The following is an 18149-nucleotide window of genomic DNA, read 5'->3' on the forward strand; positions in this document are numbered from 1 at the left end:
AGTCACAGAGTTCCTGAGGCGCACAGTTCTTACGGATTCCATACACTTGTGCCCTTGGGGTCCGGATCGGGTGCTACCCACAGTCAGCAAACCTATGCTGAAAGCGTGACCACAAATTCGGCATCATCAGCGGAGCCCGGGAATCGCAGGATCCTGCTGGTAGAGGATGAACAGACCATAGCGGACGTCGTCCGTGACTACCTGCTGAAGGCGGGATTCCAGGTGGATATGGCGGGGGACGGCTTTACCGCCCTCGAGCTTGCAGCGTCCCGGCAACCCGATCTTGTGATTCTGGACCGTATGCTCCCGGGACTGGACGGTGTTGAGGTCTGCCGCCGACTCCGTCAAAGCATGAGCGTCCCGGTCATCATGGTCACCGCTCTGGGAACCGAGGATGACCGGATTCTGGGCTTGGAGATGGGCGCGGACGACTACGTCACCAAACCCTTTTCCCCACGGGAACTGGTCCTCCGGGTGAAGTCGGTGCTGCGCCGGAGTATCAAGGAGTTCACTCCGGAACCTCCTGTTGAGGCTGCGGGATTCGAACTTGATCCTGCCTCCCGGACAGTGACGCACCGCGGAGTTCCTTTGGCGTTGACGGTCCGCGAGTTCGACCTCCTGGCCTTCCTGATGCGAAGGCCCCACCAGGTCTTCAGCAGGGAAGAACTCATCAAGGCGGTATGGGGCTGGGACTTCGGTGATTTGTCCACTGTCACCGTCCACGTCCGGCGCCTGCGGGAGAAGATCGAAGCCAATCCCACCAAACCCGAACTACTTAAGACCGTTTGGGGTGTTGGCTACCGCTTCGATGGCAAGCGGTCTGAGGCGGACAACGTGCGCCCGGACAGCAGCGTTCGGGTGGACAGCGACGTTCGGGTGGACAGTGACGTTCCTGTGGACATGGGAGAGGGTGACCATGGAAGGCAGTGAGCTGTGGACCATCCTGGCGTGGGTCTTGTTTTGGGCCGTTCTCATCGGGGCCGCCACCTGGGTGCTGCTCAGGCTGCTTCGCCGGGCATCGGTACTCATCCAGATCTGTTTGATAGTGGTGGCCACAGTAGCCGTGCTGGTGGCAGGAATGGTCAGTGCCTTCAACGCGATGTTCATTTCCGCCAGGGACCTCGAAGTCATGTGGTACATCCTCGCCACTGCCTCAGCTGTGGCCGTGGGGCTGTCGCTGATGCTCGGTGCCGGCGTCTCCCGGAACGCGGCACGCCTGGTTGACGCGGCGCGACGCCTTGGGCGTGGCGAAACTCTGGAACACACCGGTGCAGAGGGCCGGGGGAGTGCTCCCGCCATGACGTCCGAGCTCGCTGAACTTGCCCAGGAACTTGAGGCCAGCAGCCGCAGCCTGGACGAATCGCGTCGCCGTGAAGCCGCCATTGAGACGGCCCGTCGCGAGCTTGTGTCGTGGATATCCCATGACCTCCGGACACCTTTGGCCAGTATGCGCGCCATGACCGAGGCCCTTGAAGACGGAATGGCATCAGATGTGCAGGGCTACTACCGGAAGATCATCGGGCAGACAGAGCAGATGACGGCCATGGTCAACGACCTCCTGGAACTGTCCAAGATCCAAGCGGGCACTCTCCGCCTGCGGGCTGAACCGCTGGACCTCTATGACCTCGTCAGCGACGCGATCTCGGACCTGGCGCCGCTGGCGGCCAAACGTGGCATCAGGCTCGACGGCGGCGGGGACCGGGAGTGCATGGCAGTCGCTGATGGCCCCAGCCTCGCCAGGGCCGTGCGGAACATAGTGCTCAACGCCATCATCTACAGCACGCCGGACAGTGAGGTCCACATCAGTGTGGGACGGGACGGTTTTGGTGGGGACGGCGCCGGACTCTCCAGCGGAAACGCCGTGATCGCCGTTGAAGACCGCTGCGGCGGAATCCCGGAAGAAGACCTGCCGCACTTGTTCGAAACGGGCTGGCAGAAAGACCCCGCCCGTCGCACCACCGAAGAACTGCACGGCAGCTACAGCGGCGCCGGCATCGGCCTCAGCATGGTGGCGGGCATCGTCAAGGCACACGGGGGGTGGGTGAGCGTGGACAACGTCGACGGCGGGTGCCGCTTTGCGTTGTCACTTCCGGCCGGGGCGCACTCACCGGAGTCATTGATGACCTCGGGGACATCAATGACCGCTGCCCATCAACCCATCAACAGTGACAACCACCCTGGAGGCATCTCATGAGTACGCTCGCGCCCGATACAACCCAGCATCGGCGCATCATGGGCAAGCCTGCGCTGTGGGCGGCAGCCGCCGGCGTGGCAGCAGGCGCTGCCGGGATCGCCGCAGGTGAACTGACAGCCGGACTCCTGAGCCCGCTGGTTTCGCCCGTGACGGCCCTTGGCGGCGCGGTGATCGATGCCGTGCCTCCGGGAGTCAAGGATCTCGCGGTGCAGTTATTCGGCACCGCTGACAAGATCGTGCTGGTGGCCTGCATTGTGGGCGTCGCAGGAATTCTGGCAGCACTCGCTGGTCTCCTGCAACGCCGCCGGCCCGGTTGGGGCCTGGCACTGGCTGGACTGGCTGGCGCGGCGGGACTGACCGCCGTCGTGACCCGTGCCCAATCGAGTCCCCAAGCAGCCCTCGCACCGATCGTCGCCGCAGTTGTCACTATGCTGCTGCTGCGAATGCTCGTGCGACGACTCGCAACCTGGGCTCCATCGCAAGACGCCCAGGGGCCGGAGCGATCGCCACTGGCCCGGCGAAGTTTCCTGAACGCCTTGGCCGGGACCTCGCTTGCCGCCGTCGTGGCCGGAACGGTGACCACTGTCCTCACCAGGGCCACGGCGGTTGCCTCCGGTTTCCGTGGCTCCATGACGCTCCCGGAACCCGCCACGCCGGCGCAAACCATCCCGGCTGGAGCATCACTGTCCGTGGACGGCATCAGTCCTTTGGTGACCCCGAATCCGGACTTCTACAGAATAGATACCGCTTTGACGGTCCCCGCCATCGATCCTCCTGCCTGGAAGCTGAGGGTCACCGGCATGGTGGAACGTGAGGTGGAAATCGACTTTGCCACCCTCCTGGCCAAGCCCATGACCGAACGCCACATCACCATCGCCTGTGTGTCCAACAACGTAGGTGGCGATCTCATTGGCAACGCCCTGTGGCTGGGGTGGCCGGTCCGCGAACTGCTGGCCATGGCAGGACCCAAAGCCGGTGCGGATATGGTGCTGTCCACTAGTAATGACGGCTGGACGGCCAGCACTCCCTTGGAGGCCCTCACCGATGACCGCGACGCGCTCCTGGCCGTCGGCATGAACGGTGAGCCGCTCCCGCTCGAACACGGATTCCCTGTGCGGATGATCGTGCCGGGACTCTACGGCTTCGTCTCAGCCACTAAATGGTTGACGGAACTGAAAGTCACACGCTTCGCCGACGACACCGCGTACTGGACACCCCGGGGCTGGAGTGATCACGGACCCATCAAGACGCAGTCGCGCATCGACGTTCCCCGAAGCGGCCGGACAGTCCAATCCGGCAAGGTGCAATTCGGCGGTGTGGCTTGGGCCCAGCATAGGGGCATCAACCGCGTAGAGCTCCGTGTCAACCGCGGACCATGGCAGCAGGCAACGCTGGCCGGAGCGATCTCCACCGATACCTGGTATCAGTGGCAACTGGGTCTCGACCTCACCCCAGGCGACTACGAAGTGCAGGTCCGCGCCACCGACTCCACCGGTGTCCCACAGACCGAAGACAAGGCACCGGTGGCTCCGGACGGGGCCACGGGCTATCACACCATCAACGTCAAAGTGAGCTGAGGCCCTAGTCTGGGTACGTCCGGAGAATTCACCGGAAGCCAGTGTGTCCCACAGGAGGTTGTCCGTGCCCAAATCTGTTGCAGCCCACCGCCAGGCAGTGGTGGAACTGCTGACCGGCGTCCTTGCGGGCAAGGGCAACATCACGCTGCCTTTGCTGGAAGCACTGGGTAAGGCGCTCGCCGTGGACGTCTACGCGCCACTTTCCTTGCCTCCGTTCGCCAACTCCCAAATGGACGGATTTGCCGTCCGCTCAGCAGATATCCCCGACGGCGGTGCGGAGCTCCGGGTCGCGGCGCCGGTTCCGGCAGGTGCTGCGCCAACAGCCCTCAAGCCCGGCTTCGCCGCCCCCATCATGACCGGGGCCATGATCCCCGAGGGGGCCGACGCCGTCGTGCCCATTGAAAAGGCGACGCCGGGCACTTTCCCGGACCCCGCCGCGGAAGAAGCTGTTGTGGAACTACCTCCGGTGGCTCCAGGCACCTATATCCGGGACAGCGGCAGCGACATCGCCAAGGGTACCTTGGCGCTGGCCGCAGGTACCCGGATGGGACCGGCTCAACTGGGCTTGTTGGCAGCTCTGGGCCTGACGACCGTTGACGTTCGGCAGCCGTGCCGCGTCCTTCTGGTCACCACCGGCGATGAGGTGGTGGAACCGGGGGCTGAACTCACGTCCGGCAAGATCTTCGACTCCAACGGAACACTGCTCGAAGCGTCCATGCGACAGGCAGGCCTGGAGGTGGTTCGCACCGGGATTTCCGACGACGAGCCCGCAAAGCTGCTTGCAGTCCTCCGCCACCACACCGGACCGGGGGACACCCGCGTGGATCTCATCGTCACCACCGGGGGAGTGAGCAAGGGAGCCTACGAAGTAGTCCGGCAAGCCATGGCTGATCAACCGGTGGATTTCCTTCCGGTGGCCATGCAGCCGGGAGGACCCCAGGGATTGGGTAGCTTTGAGGGCGTTCCCTTCCTCGGCTTTCCGGGAAACCCTGTCAGCTGCCTGGTCTCCTTCGAGATGTTTCTCCGGCCGGCCCTTTCGCTGGTGCTGGGAACCCCGGCACCGCGACAGGTGCTCAGGGCACGCCTTGCCCAACCGCTGACTTCCCCGGAAGGCAAGCACCAGGTCCGTCGGGGGACCGTGGCCGCGGATGGAACGGTCCGGATGGAAGGTGGGGCAGGTTCGCACCTGGTCCACTCCTTGGCAAAGGCCAACGCACTGGTACAGATTCCTGGCGACGTCACGGAACTCGCCGAAGGGGACGAAGTGGAAGTATGGATGCTGTGAATGAAACCTCCGGGACCACAGAACCCGCTACTGGCTTGACCCATCTCAGGCAGGACGGCACCGCACAGATGGTGGACGTCTCTCAAAAAGCCGTCACTACACGTGTTGCTACTGCTACCGCCACTGTCCGCAGCACGCCCACAGTACTGGCCCTGCTGGGCGCCGGTGAGCTGCCCAAGGGCGACGCCCTCGCCGTAGCGCGCGTCGCAGGGATCATGGCGGCAAAGAAGACCTCCGATCTGATTCCGTTGTGTCATCCGTTGCCGATCTCCAAGGTCACCGTGGACTTTGAGTTGGGCACCGACTCGGTCAACATCCTGGCAACGGTCAAGACCAAGGGCGTGACCGGCGTCGAAATGGAAGCCCTGACGGCGGCTTCGGTTGCCGCCTTGAGCGTCTACGACATGATCAAGGCCGTGGACAAACATGCGGTACTGAGCGATATTCGTGTACTGGCCAAGAGTGGCGGAAAAAGCGGCGACTGGGACGTCTCCGCGCCATCAGCTGCCGCGGAGGCGGGCGCATGAGTGCCTGCGAGCCGAATGCGCCAAGGAAGGCCGGCGTCGTGATCGCGTCCACCCGCGCAGCTGCAGGAGTTTACGCCGACGAGACGGGCCCGATCATCCTCGACTGGCTCAATGAACACGGCTTCGACACATTCCCCGTCATGGTGGTGCCCGACGGTGAGCCCGTTGGTGCTGCCCTGAGGGCACTCCTGACACAGGAGCCCGCCGTGGTGATCACCAGCGGAGGAACGGGCCTTAGCCCGGATGACCGCACGCCCGAAATGACCCTGCCGCTCCTCGAACGCGAGATCCCGGGCATCATGGAGGGCATACGGCGCGCTGGCGCTGCCAAAACACCCATGGCCATGCTGAGCCGTGGCCACGCCGGGGCGGCCGGCAAGACGTTCATCATCAACCTGCCCGGATCCCCGAAAGGCGTCATGGACGGGTTGGCTGTCCTGGATCCTTTGATCGGGCATCTCTGTGAGCAATTGGAAGGAAACCATGGGCACTGAAACAAACTTTGAAGTGATCAGCGCGGTTCTGAGCGCCGAGCCCATCTCCGTGGACCAAGCCATCAACGCGGTCGAATCGGAGACTGCGGGTGCGGTTGTCAGCTTCAGCGGCGTCGTCCGGAATCACGACGGCGGCAAGGCTGTGGACCGGCTGAGCTACAGTGCGCATCCCACCGCGCATCAGGTGATGTCAGACGTCGTTGCGCAGCTGGTGGCCGCGCACTCCGGAGAAGCTGCTCAACCTGTGAGGATCTGGGCAGCGCACAGGATCGGCATGCTGGAGATCGGGGACCCTGCACTGGTGTGCGCGGTGGCTGCTGCCCACCGCGGCCAGGCGTTCGCTGTGTGCGCCGAGCTCGTGGACCGGGTCAAGGAACAGGTACCCATTTGGAAGGAACAGTTCTTCACGGATGGCACCGTGGAATGGGTCGGAGCAGGGGAGTAGGCCGGAGTAACGGTTCCTGCCGGGCTCCGGCCCGGCGGTAGGGTTAACGGCATGACCGAACAACTTGCTGTTGCAGTGCTGGGCGCCCACGGGCGTATGGGAATGGAAGCTGTTAAGGCTGTTGACGCAGCCGAAGACATGAAGCTGGTGGCCGCTTTGGGACGCGGCGATTCCTTGGAGAAACTGCTCGACGCCGGTGCACAGTACGTTGTTGACCTGACCGTTCCGGACACCACCGAGACCAACGTCCGGTTCGCCGTCGAGCACGGCATCCACGCAGTGGTAGGTACCACTGGTTGGAATGCCCAACGTCTTGAATCCTTGCGTGACCTTCTGGAACAGAATCCGGCCACGGGTGTCCTGATAGCCCCGAACTTCGCCCTCGGTTCGGTGCTCGCGTCCGCCTTCGCGGCGAAGGCCTCGCAATACTTCGAGTCCGTGGAAATCATCGAACTGCACCACCCCAACAAGGTGGATGCTCCCTCCGGTACCGCTGTGCGAACAGCGCAGCTGATCGCACAAGCCCGCCAGGACGCCGGAGTCCCGGCAAGCCCGGACGCCACTGAAACATCCCTGGACGGTGCCCGTGGCTGCGACGTGGACGGTGTCCGTGTCCACAGCGTCCGCCTCCGTGGCCTGGTGGCCCACCAGGAAGTGCTTTTCGGTGGTCCCGGCGAGCAGCTGACGTTGCGGCACGACTCCTTCGACCGCGCCTCCTTCATGCCAGGTGTCCTGCTGGGGCTTCGCAAAGTTGCAGCCAACCCCGGCCTCACCGTGGGCTTGGACGGCTACCTGGACTTGGGGCTCTAAGACCATGGGTAATTTCTGGACGTCATTTAAGCGAAACCGCACCAAAATCTGGGTAGGGGCCATCACCCTGCTGTTGGTGCTCTACCTGGTGGTTTCCGTACAGCGCTCGTTCCTTTTGCTCGGCGACCCCAACCTGGTTGCCAAGGGGATCGGGGCGGCCTATTTGGTCCTGCCCGTCGTTGGAGCGTGGGCGCTGATCCGTGAGCTGCTCTTTGGCGCCCGGACCGAGCAAATGGCCAAGGTCCTTGAGGTCGAGGGCGGGTTGCCGGTGGACGACCTTCCGCGCACACCGGGCGGCCGCATTGTCCGCGCGGCCGCTGACGCCGAGTTTGAGAAGTACCGCGTTGAGGCCGAGGCCGCTCCCGGGGATTGGCGTTCCTGGTTCCGTCTGAGCTGCGCTTATGATGCCTCAGGGGATCGCAAACGTGCCCGCGCTGCCATGCGTGACGCCGTGAAACTCTTCCGTTCTCAGCCCACTGCTGCAGGCCGGTGACTACCCAGGCTGGATGCAGTGTGGGCGACCCATTCCAGTGGTCCCCGGCGCCGGAGCAGTGCGAAAAGGATCCCTATGGCAATGGCGGTGAGTGCTTGGGCCCAATACATGCCTTCGTCAGTCCACCCCGAAGGCAGAGGCTGGTTGGTGAAGCCGGACACCACCCAGACGTGAGCAGAGTAGAGGCTTAGGGTCATGGCCCCCGGCCCGCTCAACAGCACCAGGAAGTTGACCTTGATCCGCTCCGCCAGGGTGCCAAGCAGCAGGAACAAACCCACTACCGCCGCAGCAACGCCGCCGCTGTGGAGCAGGTCCAAGGTTGTCCCGGCATGCGGGGCTGCCGTGGCCAGCCACCACCAGGAGCCCGTCTGTTCCAGGCCGGTGACGTTCACCTGGAGCATGCTTTCCAACGGATACCCCCTGGTGCCCGGGAGGACAGACAAAGCAGCCCGTCCACCCCACACCTCCATGGCCACGATCCCGACGACTTTTGCCAGACCGGCTACAGCAATCCCGCACGTCACCAGCAGCAGCTGAACTTTCGCCGTCGTCAGCGCCAACCGGCCAATGACCAGCCCGATCAGCAGGTACGAGATCCACTGGAACACGGGGTAGTAGCCGGTAAAGAAGAGGTCTCCCAGGAGCCGTGCCGGGGTCCCCAGATCCTCCCAGTTGGGGTTATGGCCCAACTGCAGGGGAGGTGTGGCGTCCAACAGGAGGGGGCGGACAAGATATGCCAGCAGCGGGGATAGCAGCACCCATCCGAATGCCCAGAAGCAGAGTGCCTTGAGCCGGAGGCCAAGGAACGGCAGGATGCACAGGAAGAGGACTGCGTAGTGAACCAGGATAATGGCGACGTTGACGTCAAGGCCTCCCAGCATCAGTCCGACCACGGCGATCACCAGGGCGCGCATGGCAACTCCGCGCCGGGAAGCCCACAGTTCCGGGCCGCTGCGGGGCTCCTGCTTGCCTGTGCTGAGCGCCAATCCGATGCCGGCCAGCACCGCGAAGAGGGCTGCGGAACGGCCTGAGAAGACCAACCCTACAAATGTTGGCTCCCACTGCGGGGAAGGCCCGAACGTGGGCATCAAATGCGTAGCCATCATCCCCAGTAATGCCGCACCCCTGGCGGCATCGATTCCAGTGAGCCGCGAGGAGACCGTGCGTTTGCCGGGGGCTTTCCGCGGAGGCGCCGTCTCTTGCGAAGTCATGCAGCGATCGTCTCATAATCAACCGCGTGCCGACGGTAGAGTTCCATGACATGGAATCTGTGAACGCCCAGTGGGCCGGAGCTTTCGAGGTCGTCTACGACTCCGATGGCTGGCAGCAGTTCAGGCGCCTTGATTCGGCGCTGTTCATGCCTCCAGCCACAGATGGGCTGGAGGAACGTGCCAGGATGTGCGCCGGAATCCACGCGACGTGGACGGCAACATCGGGGCATGTGGTGATCGAAGCCGAAGGCCCGGAGGATGGATCGCCCTTCGACGTCCTGGTAAACGGAGTCCTTCGGCATCGGCTCCCTGGGGCTGGACGTGTCAGTCATGACCTTGACCTTGGTGACATACCGCCTCACTCCAGAGTCCAGGTGTGGCTGCCGCACTATGGTTTCCTGAGGGTGCTGGAGGTTTCCCTGAAAGGCCAGGACGTGAAGGTTGCCGCGGAAACGGGTAAGAGGTGGGTCGCCTACGGAAGTTCCATCACTCAATGCCGGACAGCACATGGTCCCTCCGAGGCATGGCCGGCGTTGGTGGCCAGGGAACTCGGCTGGCGATTGCAGTCGCTGGGCTTCGGGGGCGAGTGCCAACTGGACCCTGCGGCCGAGAGCACGATCTCCCAACTTCCGGCAGATGTTATTTCCCTGTGCTTGGGCATCAACAGTTACAACGTCGCCGCCTTCTCGGGAAGGACGTTCGCAAGCCAGGTCCTGGGGTTTGTCAGCAATGTTCGTCGGGCGCACCCGGGCGTGCCCATCGCGGTCATTTCTCCGGTGTTGTCGGTTCCCCGGGAAGATGTGCCCAACTCTGCGGGCTGGACGCTGGCCGACTACAGGAAAGCAGTAGCCGACGTCGTCCGGACGGTCCGGGAACGCGGGGATGCAAACGTTCACCTGCTCGACGGTGCCAGCGTCTTCACGCCGGAGGAAGCCGTTGCTTTGATGCCCGATACGTTGCATCCCAACAACGAGGGCTACCGGCTGATGGCTGAGAGGCTGGGGCCGCGCCTGGCCGCGGTAGCCACCGGCTGACCCGCTTGCTGGACAACCAGCCCTTGTCTTCGAATATATGTTCGAATAGCATTGCTGCATGAGTGATGATCCCAAGCCGCCTGAGGGCCTCCAAGGACCCATGAAGGCGATGAGCCCCGGAGTGGTCGATTTCCTTTTCAGGCAACTCGTTGCCGGCGAGCCTCCGGAAGATACCCAGTGGCACCGCGAAGGTACTGCCTTGGCCGAGCAGCTGCCGGGCGCAGAGCTCGCCCGACGCTTGTCCGAGACAGACCTGGCGTCGTTGACCCCCCTTGAACTCTTTGAGTATGTTCGCGCTTCCCAGCGCCTGGTGGCATGGGCGGAGCAACTCAAGGAGCGGGCCGTGGCGCACTATTGTGCGGAGGAGCCGGTGCGGGCACCCAAACCAGCGTGATGGTCGCCGATTAGGATGGCACCGTGACCTACGCATCGCAAGCGCCGCAAAGCCGCTTCCACACACCATCAGGCGAAGAAACGCGGACCCCGGCCGATTTGCTGGCCGCCGTCGTGCAGTACGAAGCACTACCTGCTGAATCCGTGGGGGAGGCTGTCGCAGCAAACGTCTCAGCCCACGTTGGGTTAGTGGAGCGTGCCCGGGCGGAAGGGGCGCGCTTCGTGCTGTTTCCCGAGCTCTCGCTGACAGGCTATGAACTGAGTGCGCTTGCCGCAGCCGAATCGCCAGATCATCCAAGTCCCTGGCTGACGGAACATGATGCAAGGTTGCAGCCTCTTCAGGACGTTTGCGCCCGAACCCAAACAACGGCAGTCGTGGGGGCACCGTGGCGGGAGGCAGACCTCACACCCCGGTTGGCTTCTCTCGTCATCGGACCTGACAGGACAATTCGTCCCGTTTTCAAGACCCACCTGCACGGAGCGGAAGGCGAGCTGTTCGTTGCTGGGACGGGACCCGGCATGATCACTGTTGACGGCTGGCGGATAGCGCTCGCAGTCTGCGCCGACGCCGCGTATCCCTCACACGCTGCGGCCGCGGCGGCCGCCCAAGCGGACGTATATGCAGTTTCCGCCCTGTATACGCATGGTGAGGAACTTCGCCTTGGCTTACATTTGGGTGCCCGGTCAATGGACCACAGGCTGTTCGGGCTCCTGGCAAACCTGGGTGGAGAAACCCCGTTGGGCACTTCGTGCGGGCTCAGCGGCGCGTGGGGCCCTGATGGCGCGTCGATGGTCCAGGTGAAAGGCATCGGAACGGAAATTGTCATGGCAGAGTTGGAGCTGTCACGCCTCAATCACTACAGGTAACCAAGGTGAATGAGGCCCATCAGGCGGGACCCATTATTCCAACAAGCCTGTCACAGGGTAACGTTTTTCATATGTCTGACTTGCGCGCTAACGTTCCCGCCCTTGGTACCCTCCTGACCGCCATGGTCACCCCGTTCACTGAGGACGGCAAGGTTGACTATGACCAAGCCGCGGCGCTGGCAGAAAAGCTCGTCCAGGATGGTTGCGACGGACTCGTGGTCACAGGCACCACTGGAGAGACCTCAACCCTTACGGACGACGAAAACCTTGGTATGTTCCGGGCGGTCAAAGAGGCCGTCGGTGGCAAGGCCGCCATCATCGCCGGGACCGGCACCAACGACACCGCCCACTCCGTGCACCTCTCGCAGCGCGCCGCAGAAGTCGGCGTCGATGGTCTCCTGATCGTCACCCCTTACTACAACAAGCCCAGCCAAGCGGGCGTTCGTGCACACTTTGAGACCATTGCGTCCGCCACGGACCTGCCCGTCATGCTCTACGACATTCCGGGCCGATCCTCCATTGCGATCGCACCCGAGACCATGATTGCGCTGGCGAAGCACCAGAACATCGTGGCCGTGAAGGACGCAAAAGCGGACTTCGCCGCCGCCACACGCGTGATGGCTGAAACCGACCTGGTCTTCTACTCCGGTGATGACGGATTGACGCTGCAGTGGATGGCGCTCGGCGCTGTCGGCCTGGTGGGCGTCACCACCCATGTAGCCACGCGCCGCTTCCGTGAGCTGATCGATGCTGTCAACGCCAGCGACCTAGCTACGGCAAGGGCCATCAATTTTGAACTGGAACCCGTCATACGCGCAACCATGACGCGGGTCCAAGGCGCAGTAGCCGCCAAACAGATTCTCAAGTGGCAGGGAGTCCTGCCCAACTCGGTTGTCCGTTTGCCCCTCGTGGAGCCGGACGCGACCGAGATCGAAATCATCCGCGGGGATTTGGCGGAAGCCGGAATGGACTTCGACGTCCAGGACGGTTCCGCCGGAAAGTAGCAAAACATGACCCAAACCGCCCTTCCCGGACTGGTTACTCCGCCAAAACTGCCGAAAGGCACGTTGCGGATTGTCCCGCTCGGTGGACTGGGAGAGATTGGCCGCAACATGGCGGTCTTCGAAATCGACGGCAAACTGCTGGTGGTTGACTGCGGCGTGCTCTTCCCCGAAGAGACCCAGCCCGGCGTCGACTTGATCCTGCCTGATTTCTCCTACATTGAGGACCGGCTGCAGGACATCGTAGGCGTCGTCCTGACCCATGGTCACGAGGACCACATTGGTGCCGTTCCCTACCTGCTCCGCCTCAAGGCTGACATCCCCCTGATCGGGTCCCAGCTGACCCTTGCCCTGGTGGAGGCCAAGCTTCAGGAACATCGGATCAAGCCGTACACGCTGACCGTCACGGAGGGGCAGGTGGAGCAGTTCGGCCCGTTCGAGTGCGAATTCGTTGCAGTCAACCACTCCATTCCGGACGCGTTGGCAGTTTTCATCCGCACCGAGGGCGGTACTGTCCTTCACACAGGCGACTTCAAGATGGATCAGTTGCCGCTGGATGGCCGTATCACGGACCTTCGGCACTTCGCGCGCCTTGGTGAAGAGGGCGTAGACCTCTTCATGGCAGACTCCACCAACGCGGATGTACCGGGCTTCACCACTGCCGAGAAGGAAATCGGCCCCACGTTGGACCGGCTGTTCGGACAGGCCAAGAAGCGCATCATCGTGGCGTCGTTCTCGTCCCACGTTCACCGTGTCCAGCAAGTTCTGGATGCCGCAGCCAAACATAACCGCAAGGTGGCCTTTGTTGGCCGTTCAATGGTCCGGAACATGGCTATCGCAGCGAAGCTCGGGTACCTCGATGTCCCGCAAGGCATCCTGGTGGACATCAAGAACATCGACAACATGCCGGACGACCGCGTGGTTCTCATGTCCACCGGCTCGCAGGGTGAGCCGATGGCTGCGCTCTCCCGTATGGCCAACGGTGACCACCGGGTGATCGTTGGCAAGGGCGATACCGTCATCCTGGCCTCCAGCCTCATCCCGGGCAATGAGAACGCCGTTTTCCGTATCATCAATGGCCTTCTCAAGCTCGGCGCCGACGTGATCCACAAAGGCACTGCAAAGGTTCACGTCTCCGGACACGCAGCAGCCGGCGAGTTGCTTTACTGCTACAACATCCTCGAGCCGCTCAATGCGATGCCGGTCCATGGTGAAACCCGGCACTTGATAGCGAACGGAAACATAGCCGCTGAGTCCGGAGTTCCTTCGGACAGCATCATCCTGAGCGACAACGGCACGGTTATTGACCTCAAGGACCACATGGCGAACATCGTCGGCCAAGTGGAGGTCGGCTTCGTCTACGTAGACGGTTCCAGCGTGGGTGAAATTACCGACGCCGATCTCAAGGACCGCCGGGTCCTGGGGGACGAGGGCTTCATTTCCATTATCACGGTCATCAGCCGCACTACTGGCAAGATCGTGTCCGGCCCGGAGATCCACGCCCGTGGCGTAGCCGAGGATGACTCCGTGTTCGACGAGATCATTCCCAAGATCAACGCCGCGCTCGAAGACGCTGTGCTTAACCACGCAGATCACACCAACCACCAGTTGCAGCAGGTGGTCCGCAGGATCATTGGCACCTGGGTTAACCGCAAGCTGCGCCGCCGCCCGATGATCATTCCGGTGGTCCTGGAGGCTTAGCCGTCCAGCAACATGAATGCCCAAGGGGGCCCGAAATCCGCGGATTTCGGGCCCCCTTGCGGTAGCGTGGCACTTATGGCGACCCGTACTACCTCCACGCCACGAGGCAGCTCCAGCAGCAAATCCGGCGGCACAGGCCGGAGCACAGCCGCATCCAAAACCAGCGGAGCTGCATCCAAAACCAGCGCCGCCGCGAGCAAGAGCGGGCGTGGCAGCACTGCCCGCACCAAGCAGGGGGCCGCCGTCGAGCCCCAAGCGCCGCTGCCGCTGCGCATGCTGTCAGGTTTCTGGCAGGGGATCGGCCATGTTGTAGGCGCCGGTGTCCGGCGCATCGGCTATGACGTCAGCGATCTCGACCCCGCCGACCGCCGGGATGGTGCGGCGCTGTTCAATTTGGTGTTGGGCGTCGCGATCGCCACCTTTGCCTGGTGGGGTTTGACCGGTTGGCTTCCGGATATGGTCTACAGCGTCGTCAATGGCACTTTCGGTTGGATGTCCCTGGTCCTGCCGTTCATGCTGTTCGTCTGCGCTTTCCGCCTCTTCCGCAAGCCCCAGGACGGGCGGGGCAACAACCGGGTAGGCATTGGCTTCATGATCATGACCCTGGCGGGCTCCGGCCTGGCCCACGTCATTGGTGGCCTGCCCACGGTTGCAGACGGGTTCGATGGCTTGCGCAAGGCGGGCGGAATGCTGGGCTTCCTGGCGGCCGCTCCTTTAGCCGCCATCCACGCGGCTGTTCCCGTTGTTCTCTACGGATTGCTGGCTTTCGTTTCCCTGTTGATCGTCACCGCCACGCCCTTTGGTGCCATCCCCTCCCGCATCCGCGGTGCTTACGAGCACCTCATGGGCGTGGACCTCATGGACGAGTCCGGCAAGGACGCCCATGACCGCAGCTACCTCTACGAAAATGAGGCCGCTACCAAGCCCAGGAAGAAAAAGCGCATGCGCTTCTTCGGTAAGGACGAGGAAGCGGACACCACCTTGGAAGGCTACGTCGGGGACGAGGCCTTCGAGCACGCAATCGTCGACGACGACGAAAATCCAGATACGTCTGCACCACGGGTTCCGCCGGGGGTGCGTCGCCCCACACAGGCGGAAATCGCCGTCGGGAAGATCAAGGCTGCCCAAGGCCTGGGCGCCACCCCGGGAATCGAGAACCCCACCGAAGCCATCCCGATCCTTACCCCGGAGATGGCCGCACCCGCACCTCCAGTTGCGCAGGTTCCGGCGAAGCCTGCAGGAGCACCCCTCCCGCAGACGCCCATCCCGCAACGCACAGAGCAACTGTCCCTGGCAGGCGACGTCACCTACACCTTGCCGGCTTCGGACTACCTGACACCGGGCTCCATCCCGAAGGAGCGGACGGAAGCCAATGACGCCGTCGTCGCCGCCCTGACGGACACCCTTACGCAGTTCAACGTCGAAGCCGCTGTGACGGGCTTCAGCCGCGGCCCTACTGTGACGCGCTATGAGATTGAACTGTCACCGGGCACCAAGGTGGAGCGCGTCACTGCCCTGTCCAAGAACATCTCCTATGCCGTGGCGTCGAGTGATGTGCGGATCCTGAGCCCCATCCCGGGCAAATCGGCCATTGGCATCGAGATCCCCAACACGGACCGCGAAACGGTGTCGCTTGGCGATGTGCTGCGGAGCCAGAATGCGCGCCGGACGGACCACCCGATGGTCATGGGTGTGGGCAAGGACGTCGAGGGTGGTTACGTTGTAGCCAACCTCGCCAAGATGCCCCACTTGCTCGTCGCCGGTGCCACCGGTGCTGGTAAGTCGAGCTTTGTGAACTCCATGATCACCTCCATCCTCATGCGCGCCACGCCGGATGAGGTGCGGATGGTCATGGTGGATCCCAAGCGCGTGGAACTCACGGCCTACGAGGGCGTCCCGCACCTCATCACGCCCATCATCACCAACCCCAAGAAGGCCGCCGAGGCCCTACAGTGGGTGGTTCGTGAGATGGACGCCCGTTACGACGACCTCGCCAACTACGGCTACAAGCACATTGACGACTTCAACAAAGCGGTCAGGGCCGGCAAGGTTGTGCCGCCGGTGGACTCCAAGCGCATCATCAAGCCTTACCCGTACCTGCTGGTGATCGTTGACGAGCTCGCCGACCTCATGATGGTTGCCCCACGCGACGTCGAAGACTCGATTGTCCGCATCACCCAGCTCGCACGTGCCGCCGGCATCCACTTGGTGCTGGCAACCCAGCGTCCATCCGTGGATGTTGTCACTGGCCTGATCAAGGCGAACGTTCCATCCCGTATGGCGTTTGCCACATCGTCCGTCACGGACTCCCGTGTTGTGTTGGATCAGCCGGGCGCCGAGAAGCTGATCGGACAAGGCGACGCGCTGTTCCTTCCGATGGGTGCTTCCAAGGCCATGCGTGTCCAGGGCGCCTGGGTCACGGAATCGGAGATCCATAAGGTTGTGGAGCACGTTAAGGGGCAGCTGCAGGCCGTCTACCGCGACGACGTCGCTGCAGAGGCGCCCAAGAAGCAGATCGACGACGACATCGGAGACGACCTCGAAGTCCTGCTCCAGGCAACGGAGCTTGTGGTGACCACACAGTTCGGTTCAACGTCCATGCTTCAGCGAAAGCTTCGAGTGGGCTTTGCCAAGGCCGGCCGTCTCATGGACCTGCTGGAATCCCGCGGAGTGGTGGGCCCCTCGGAGGGTTCGAAGGCGCGCGATGTCCTGGTAAAGCCTGATGACCTCGCTGCCGTTCTGGCGGCGATGAAGGGACAGGAGTCACCCGCTGCACCCGACGCCCACACGGCGGCACTGAGCGATAACGCGAACTCGAACATCGCCGTCGGCGGTTATGCCGAAGACCTTGTTCAGGCGGACCTGGATAACCGGACGCAGGCCATTGAATATTACGACGGCGCCGACGGTCCAAATGATGACGAAGAGGGCGGCGAGGACGCTTGGTCGCTCACGGGACGGTAGCCCAAAGAGGGTAGCCTTGTGGGGTGACTAAAGCCGAGGGTGATAACGCGACTTCCAGCAGTTCCGACGTCTGGAACCTGCCCAACATCCTCACCATGCTCCGCATCGCCCTGGTTCCGTTCTTCGTTTGGTTCCTTGTGGCCGACGACGGCGAGTACGGGATCTGGCGTTGGGCGGCCGTTGTGGCTTTCGCCGTTGCCATCTACACGGACAAGCTCGACGGCGACATCGCCAGGGCGCGGGGCCTGATCACCAACTTCGGCAAGATCGCCGATCCCATTGCCGACAAGCTGCTGATCGGTTCCGCGCTGGTTCTCCTGTCCATCCTGGGGGAGTTGCCGTGGTGGGTGACCATCCTGATCCTCGTGCGGGAGTGGGGGATTACTGCGCTTCGGTTTGTCGTTATCCGCTACGGTGTCATGCCGGCTTCACGGGGCGGCAAGCTGAAAACAGTGGTCCAAACCGTGGCCATCTTCCTCTACCTACTTCCGCTGAAAGCAATCGCTCCCTGGCTGGGTGACGTCGCATTCTGGGTCATGATGGCGGCCCTTGCCATCACTCTGTGGACCGGAGTGGAATATGTGGTCCAGGCACTGAAGCTACGGGCGGCAGGGCGGCGTGCATGACGTTCCGAGAAGGTGCATCCTCCGCTGCGCAGACAGCCACGGCTGCGGTCGCCATGGCTATCGGGAACAAACTCACCGTGGCCACGGCAGAGTCGCTGACAGCCGGAATGGTGGCCGCAATGCTGGCCAACACGCCGGGCGCGTCCGGGATGCTGCAGGGCGGAGTGATTGCCTACCAGAACTCGGTGAAGGCCGGCGTCCTGGGCGTGTCGCAGGAACTGCTTGCAGCAGCTGGCTCCGTTGACGGCCAGGTGGCCGAAGCAATGGCCGACGGCGCGCGGCGGGTCTGCGGCGCCGACCTCGGGATTTCCACCACGGGTGTGGCGGGACCCGAGGCGCACGACGGCAAAGCAGTAGGAACTGTGTTCATCGGAATCGCCGGAAAAACCGGAACCGAGTCGTTTGAATACCGTTTCTCGGGGGACAGGCATTCCATCAGAGAACAAGCCTGCGAGGCCGCCGTGGCGCGTCTGCTTGCTGCCCTGAGTGACGTTGGTTACCGTTCGTAAAGTAGTCGGGAACAAAAA

General features: G+C 63.0%; 18 protein-coding genes. 17 read left to right on the forward strand and 1 reads right to left on the reverse strand.

Annotated features, from left to right (window positions below; all coding sequences use genetic code 11):
* Positions 1 to 105: 105 nt before the first annotated feature.
* Genes CQ020_RS13570 through CQ020_RS13610 form a run of 9 tightly spaced genes read left to right on the forward strand, consistent with a single transcriptional unit; the run spans position 106 to position 7825 of the window.
* Entirely contained in the window at positions 106 to 930 is an 825-nt protein-coding gene (locus tag CQ020_RS13570) for a response regulator transcription factor (protein ID WP_258141881.1), read from the forward strand.
* Positions 917 to 2194: a cell wall metabolism sensor histidine kinase WalK gene (locus tag CQ020_RS13575; RefSeq protein WP_105692323.1), complete on the forward strand. Its 1278-nt coding sequence runs from the start codon at positions 917 to 919 to the stop codon at positions 2192 to 2194. Before CQ020_RS13570 ends, CQ020_RS13575 begins: the two co-directional genes overlap by 14 nt.
* Positions 2191 to 3771, forward strand: coding sequence for a molybdopterin-dependent oxidoreductase (locus CQ020_RS13580; protein ID WP_105692324.1), 1581 nt, complete (start codon positions 2191 to 2193; stop codon positions 3769 to 3771). Before CQ020_RS13575 ends, CQ020_RS13580 begins: the two co-directional genes overlap by 4 nt.
* Before the next feature lie 58 nt (positions 3772 to 3829).
* Positions 3830 to 5056, forward strand: coding sequence for a gephyrin-like molybdotransferase Glp (gene glp / locus CQ020_RS13585; protein ID WP_105692325.1), 1227 nt, complete (start codon positions 3830 to 3832; stop codon positions 5054 to 5056).
* Positions 5044 to 5583 carry a cyclic pyranopterin monophosphate synthase MoaC gene (moaC, locus tag CQ020_RS13590; protein ID WP_105568147.1) on the forward strand — a complete coding sequence of 180 codons (540 nt, stop codon included), beginning with the start codon at positions 5044 to 5046 and terminating at the stop codon, positions 5581 to 5583. The genes glp and moaC overlap by 13 nt, the downstream gene beginning before the upstream one ends.
* Positions 5580 to 6077, forward strand: a complete 498-nt coding sequence (locus CQ020_RS13595) for a molybdenum cofactor biosynthesis protein B (RefSeq protein WP_105692326.1) — start codon at positions 5580 to 5582, stop codon at positions 6075 to 6077. Before moaC ends, CQ020_RS13595 begins: the two co-directional genes overlap by 4 nt.
* A complete protein-coding gene (locus CQ020_RS13600; protein WP_105692327.1) occupies positions 6067 to 6522 on the forward strand; it encodes a molybdenum cofactor biosynthesis protein MoaE in 456 nt (151 codons plus the stop codon). The genes CQ020_RS13595 and CQ020_RS13600 overlap by 11 nt, the downstream gene beginning before the upstream one ends.
* 51 nt (positions 6523 to 6573) lie before the next feature.
* Positions 6574 to 7332 carry a 4-hydroxy-tetrahydrodipicolinate reductase gene (dapB, locus tag CQ020_RS13605; RefSeq protein WP_105692328.1) on the forward strand — a complete coding sequence of 253 codons (759 nt, stop codon included), beginning with the start codon at positions 6574 to 6576 and terminating at the stop codon, positions 7330 to 7332.
* A gap of 4 nt (positions 7333 to 7336) precedes the next feature.
* On the forward strand, positions 7337 to 7825 hold the full coding sequence (locus tag CQ020_RS13610) for a tetratricopeptide repeat protein (RefSeq protein ID WP_105692329.1): 489 nt from the start codon (positions 7337 to 7339) through the stop codon (positions 7823 to 7825).
* Here the strand turns inward: CQ020_RS13610 and CQ020_RS13615 are convergent.
* Complete coding sequence (locus CQ020_RS13615; protein ID WP_105692330.1) at positions 7801 to 9036, reverse strand: heparan-alpha-glucosaminide N-acetyltransferase domain-containing protein; 1236 nt, start codon at positions 9034 to 9036, stop codon at positions 7801 to 7803. The genes CQ020_RS13610 and CQ020_RS13615 overlap by 25 nt on opposite strands.
* Positions 9037 to 9086: 50 nt before the next feature.
* On the opposite strand from CQ020_RS13615, the gene CQ020_RS13620 reads away from it, so the two are divergent.
* From CQ020_RS13620 to CQ020_RS13655, 8 genes are all read left to right on the forward strand, one after another.
* Complete coding sequence (locus CQ020_RS13620) at positions 9087 to 10070, forward strand: GDSL-type esterase/lipase family protein (protein WP_105692331.1); 984 nt, start codon at positions 9087 to 9089, stop codon at positions 10068 to 10070.
* A 58-nt stretch (positions 10071 to 10128) separates the two neighbouring features.
* Positions 10129 to 10464, forward strand: a complete 336-nt coding sequence (locus tag CQ020_RS13625; RefSeq protein ID WP_105692332.1) for a hypothetical protein — start codon at positions 10129 to 10131, stop codon at positions 10462 to 10464.
* A 23-nt stretch (positions 10465 to 10487) separates the two neighbouring features.
* Entirely contained in the window at positions 10488 to 11330 is an 843-nt protein-coding gene (locus CQ020_RS13630; RefSeq protein WP_258141882.1) for a carbon-nitrogen hydrolase family protein, read from the forward strand.
* Positions 11331 to 11401: 71 nt separating this feature from the next.
* On the forward strand, positions 11402 to 12334 hold the full coding sequence (gene dapA, locus CQ020_RS13635) for a 4-hydroxy-tetrahydrodipicolinate synthase (RefSeq protein ID WP_062067625.1): 933 nt from the start codon (positions 11402 to 11404) through the stop codon (positions 12332 to 12334).
* Positions 12335 to 12340: 6 nt separating this feature from the next.
* A complete protein-coding gene (locus CQ020_RS13640; RefSeq protein WP_024820359.1) occupies positions 12341 to 14032 on the forward strand; it encodes a ribonuclease J in 1692 nt (563 codons plus the stop codon).
* Between the two features lie 12 nt (positions 14033 to 14044).
* A complete protein-coding gene (locus tag CQ020_RS13645; protein WP_374955197.1) occupies positions 14045 to 16996 on the forward strand; it encodes a DNA translocase FtsK in 2952 nt (983 codons plus the stop codon).
* 23 nt (positions 16997 to 17019) lie between these two features.
* Positions 17020 to 17622, forward strand: a complete 603-nt coding sequence (gene pgsA / locus CQ020_RS13650) for a CDP-diacylglycerol--glycerol-3-phosphate 3-phosphatidyltransferase (RefSeq protein ID WP_105692334.1) — start codon at positions 17020 to 17022, stop codon at positions 17620 to 17622.
* Positions 17619 to 18131 carry a CinA family protein gene (locus CQ020_RS13655; protein WP_105692335.1) on the forward strand — a complete coding sequence of 171 codons (513 nt, stop codon included), beginning with the start codon at positions 17619 to 17621 and terminating at the stop codon, positions 18129 to 18131. The genes pgsA and CQ020_RS13655 overlap by 4 nt, the downstream gene beginning before the upstream one ends.
* The last annotated feature ends 18 nt before the right edge of the window (positions 18132 to 18149 follow it).

The sequence above is a fragment of the Arthrobacter sp. MYb23 genome, from assembly GCF_002979775.1.
GTDB lineage: Bacteria > Actinomycetota > Actinomycetes > Actinomycetales > Micrococcaceae > Arthrobacter.

Excerpts from the sequence above, each read along its gene's own strand:
- CQ020_RS13575 (WP_105692323.1), top strand. The coding sequence starts at position 917 with ATGGAAGGCAGTGAGCTGTGGACCATCCTGGCGTGGGTCTTGTTTTGG.
- CQ020_RS13580 (WP_105692324.1), top strand. The coding sequence starts at position 2,191 with ATGAGTACGCTCGCGCCCGATACAACCCAGCATCGGCGCATCATGGGC.
- moaC (WP_105568147.1), top strand. The coding sequence starts at position 5,044 with ATGGATGCTGTGAATGAAACCTCCGGGACCACAGAACCCGCTACTGGC.
- CQ020_RS13595 (WP_105692326.1), top strand. The coding sequence starts at position 5,580 with ATGAGTGCCTGCGAGCCGAATGCGCCAAGGAAGGCCGGCGTCGTGATC.
- CQ020_RS13600 (WP_105692327.1), top strand. The coding sequence starts at position 6,067 with ATGGGCACTGAAACAAACTTTGAAGTGATCAGCGCGGTTCTGAGCGCC.
- dapB (WP_105692328.1), top strand. The coding sequence starts at position 6,574 with ATGACCGAACAACTTGCTGTTGCAGTGCTGGGCGCCCACGGGCGTATG.
- CQ020_RS13610 (WP_105692329.1), top strand. The coding sequence starts at position 7,337 with ATGGGTAATTTCTGGACGTCATTTAAGCGAAACCGCACCAAAATCTGG.
- CQ020_RS13615 (WP_105692330.1), bottom strand. The coding sequence starts at position 9,036 with ATGACTTCGCAAGAGACGGCGCCTCCGCGGAAAGCCCCCGGCAAACGC.
- CQ020_RS13620 (WP_105692331.1), top strand. The coding sequence starts at position 9,087 with ATGGAATCTGTGAACGCCCAGTGGGCCGGAGCTTTCGAGGTCGTCTAC.
- CQ020_RS13625 (WP_105692332.1), top strand. The coding sequence starts at position 10,129 with ATGAGTGATGATCCCAAGCCGCCTGAGGGCCTCCAAGGACCCATGAAG.
- dapA (WP_062067625.1), top strand. The coding sequence starts at position 11,402 with ATGTCTGACTTGCGCGCTAACGTTCCCGCCCTTGGTACCCTCCTGACC.
- CQ020_RS13640 (WP_024820359.1), top strand. The coding sequence starts at position 12,341 with ATGACCCAAACCGCCCTTCCCGGACTGGTTACTCCGCCAAAACTGCCG.
- CQ020_RS13645 (WP_374955197.1), top strand. The coding sequence starts at position 14,045 with ATGAATGCCCAAGGGGGCCCGAAATCCGCGGATTTCGGGCCCCCTTGC.
- CQ020_RS13655 (WP_105692335.1), top strand. The coding sequence starts at position 17,619 with ATGACGTTCCGAGAAGGTGCATCCTCCGCTGCGCAGACAGCCACGGCT.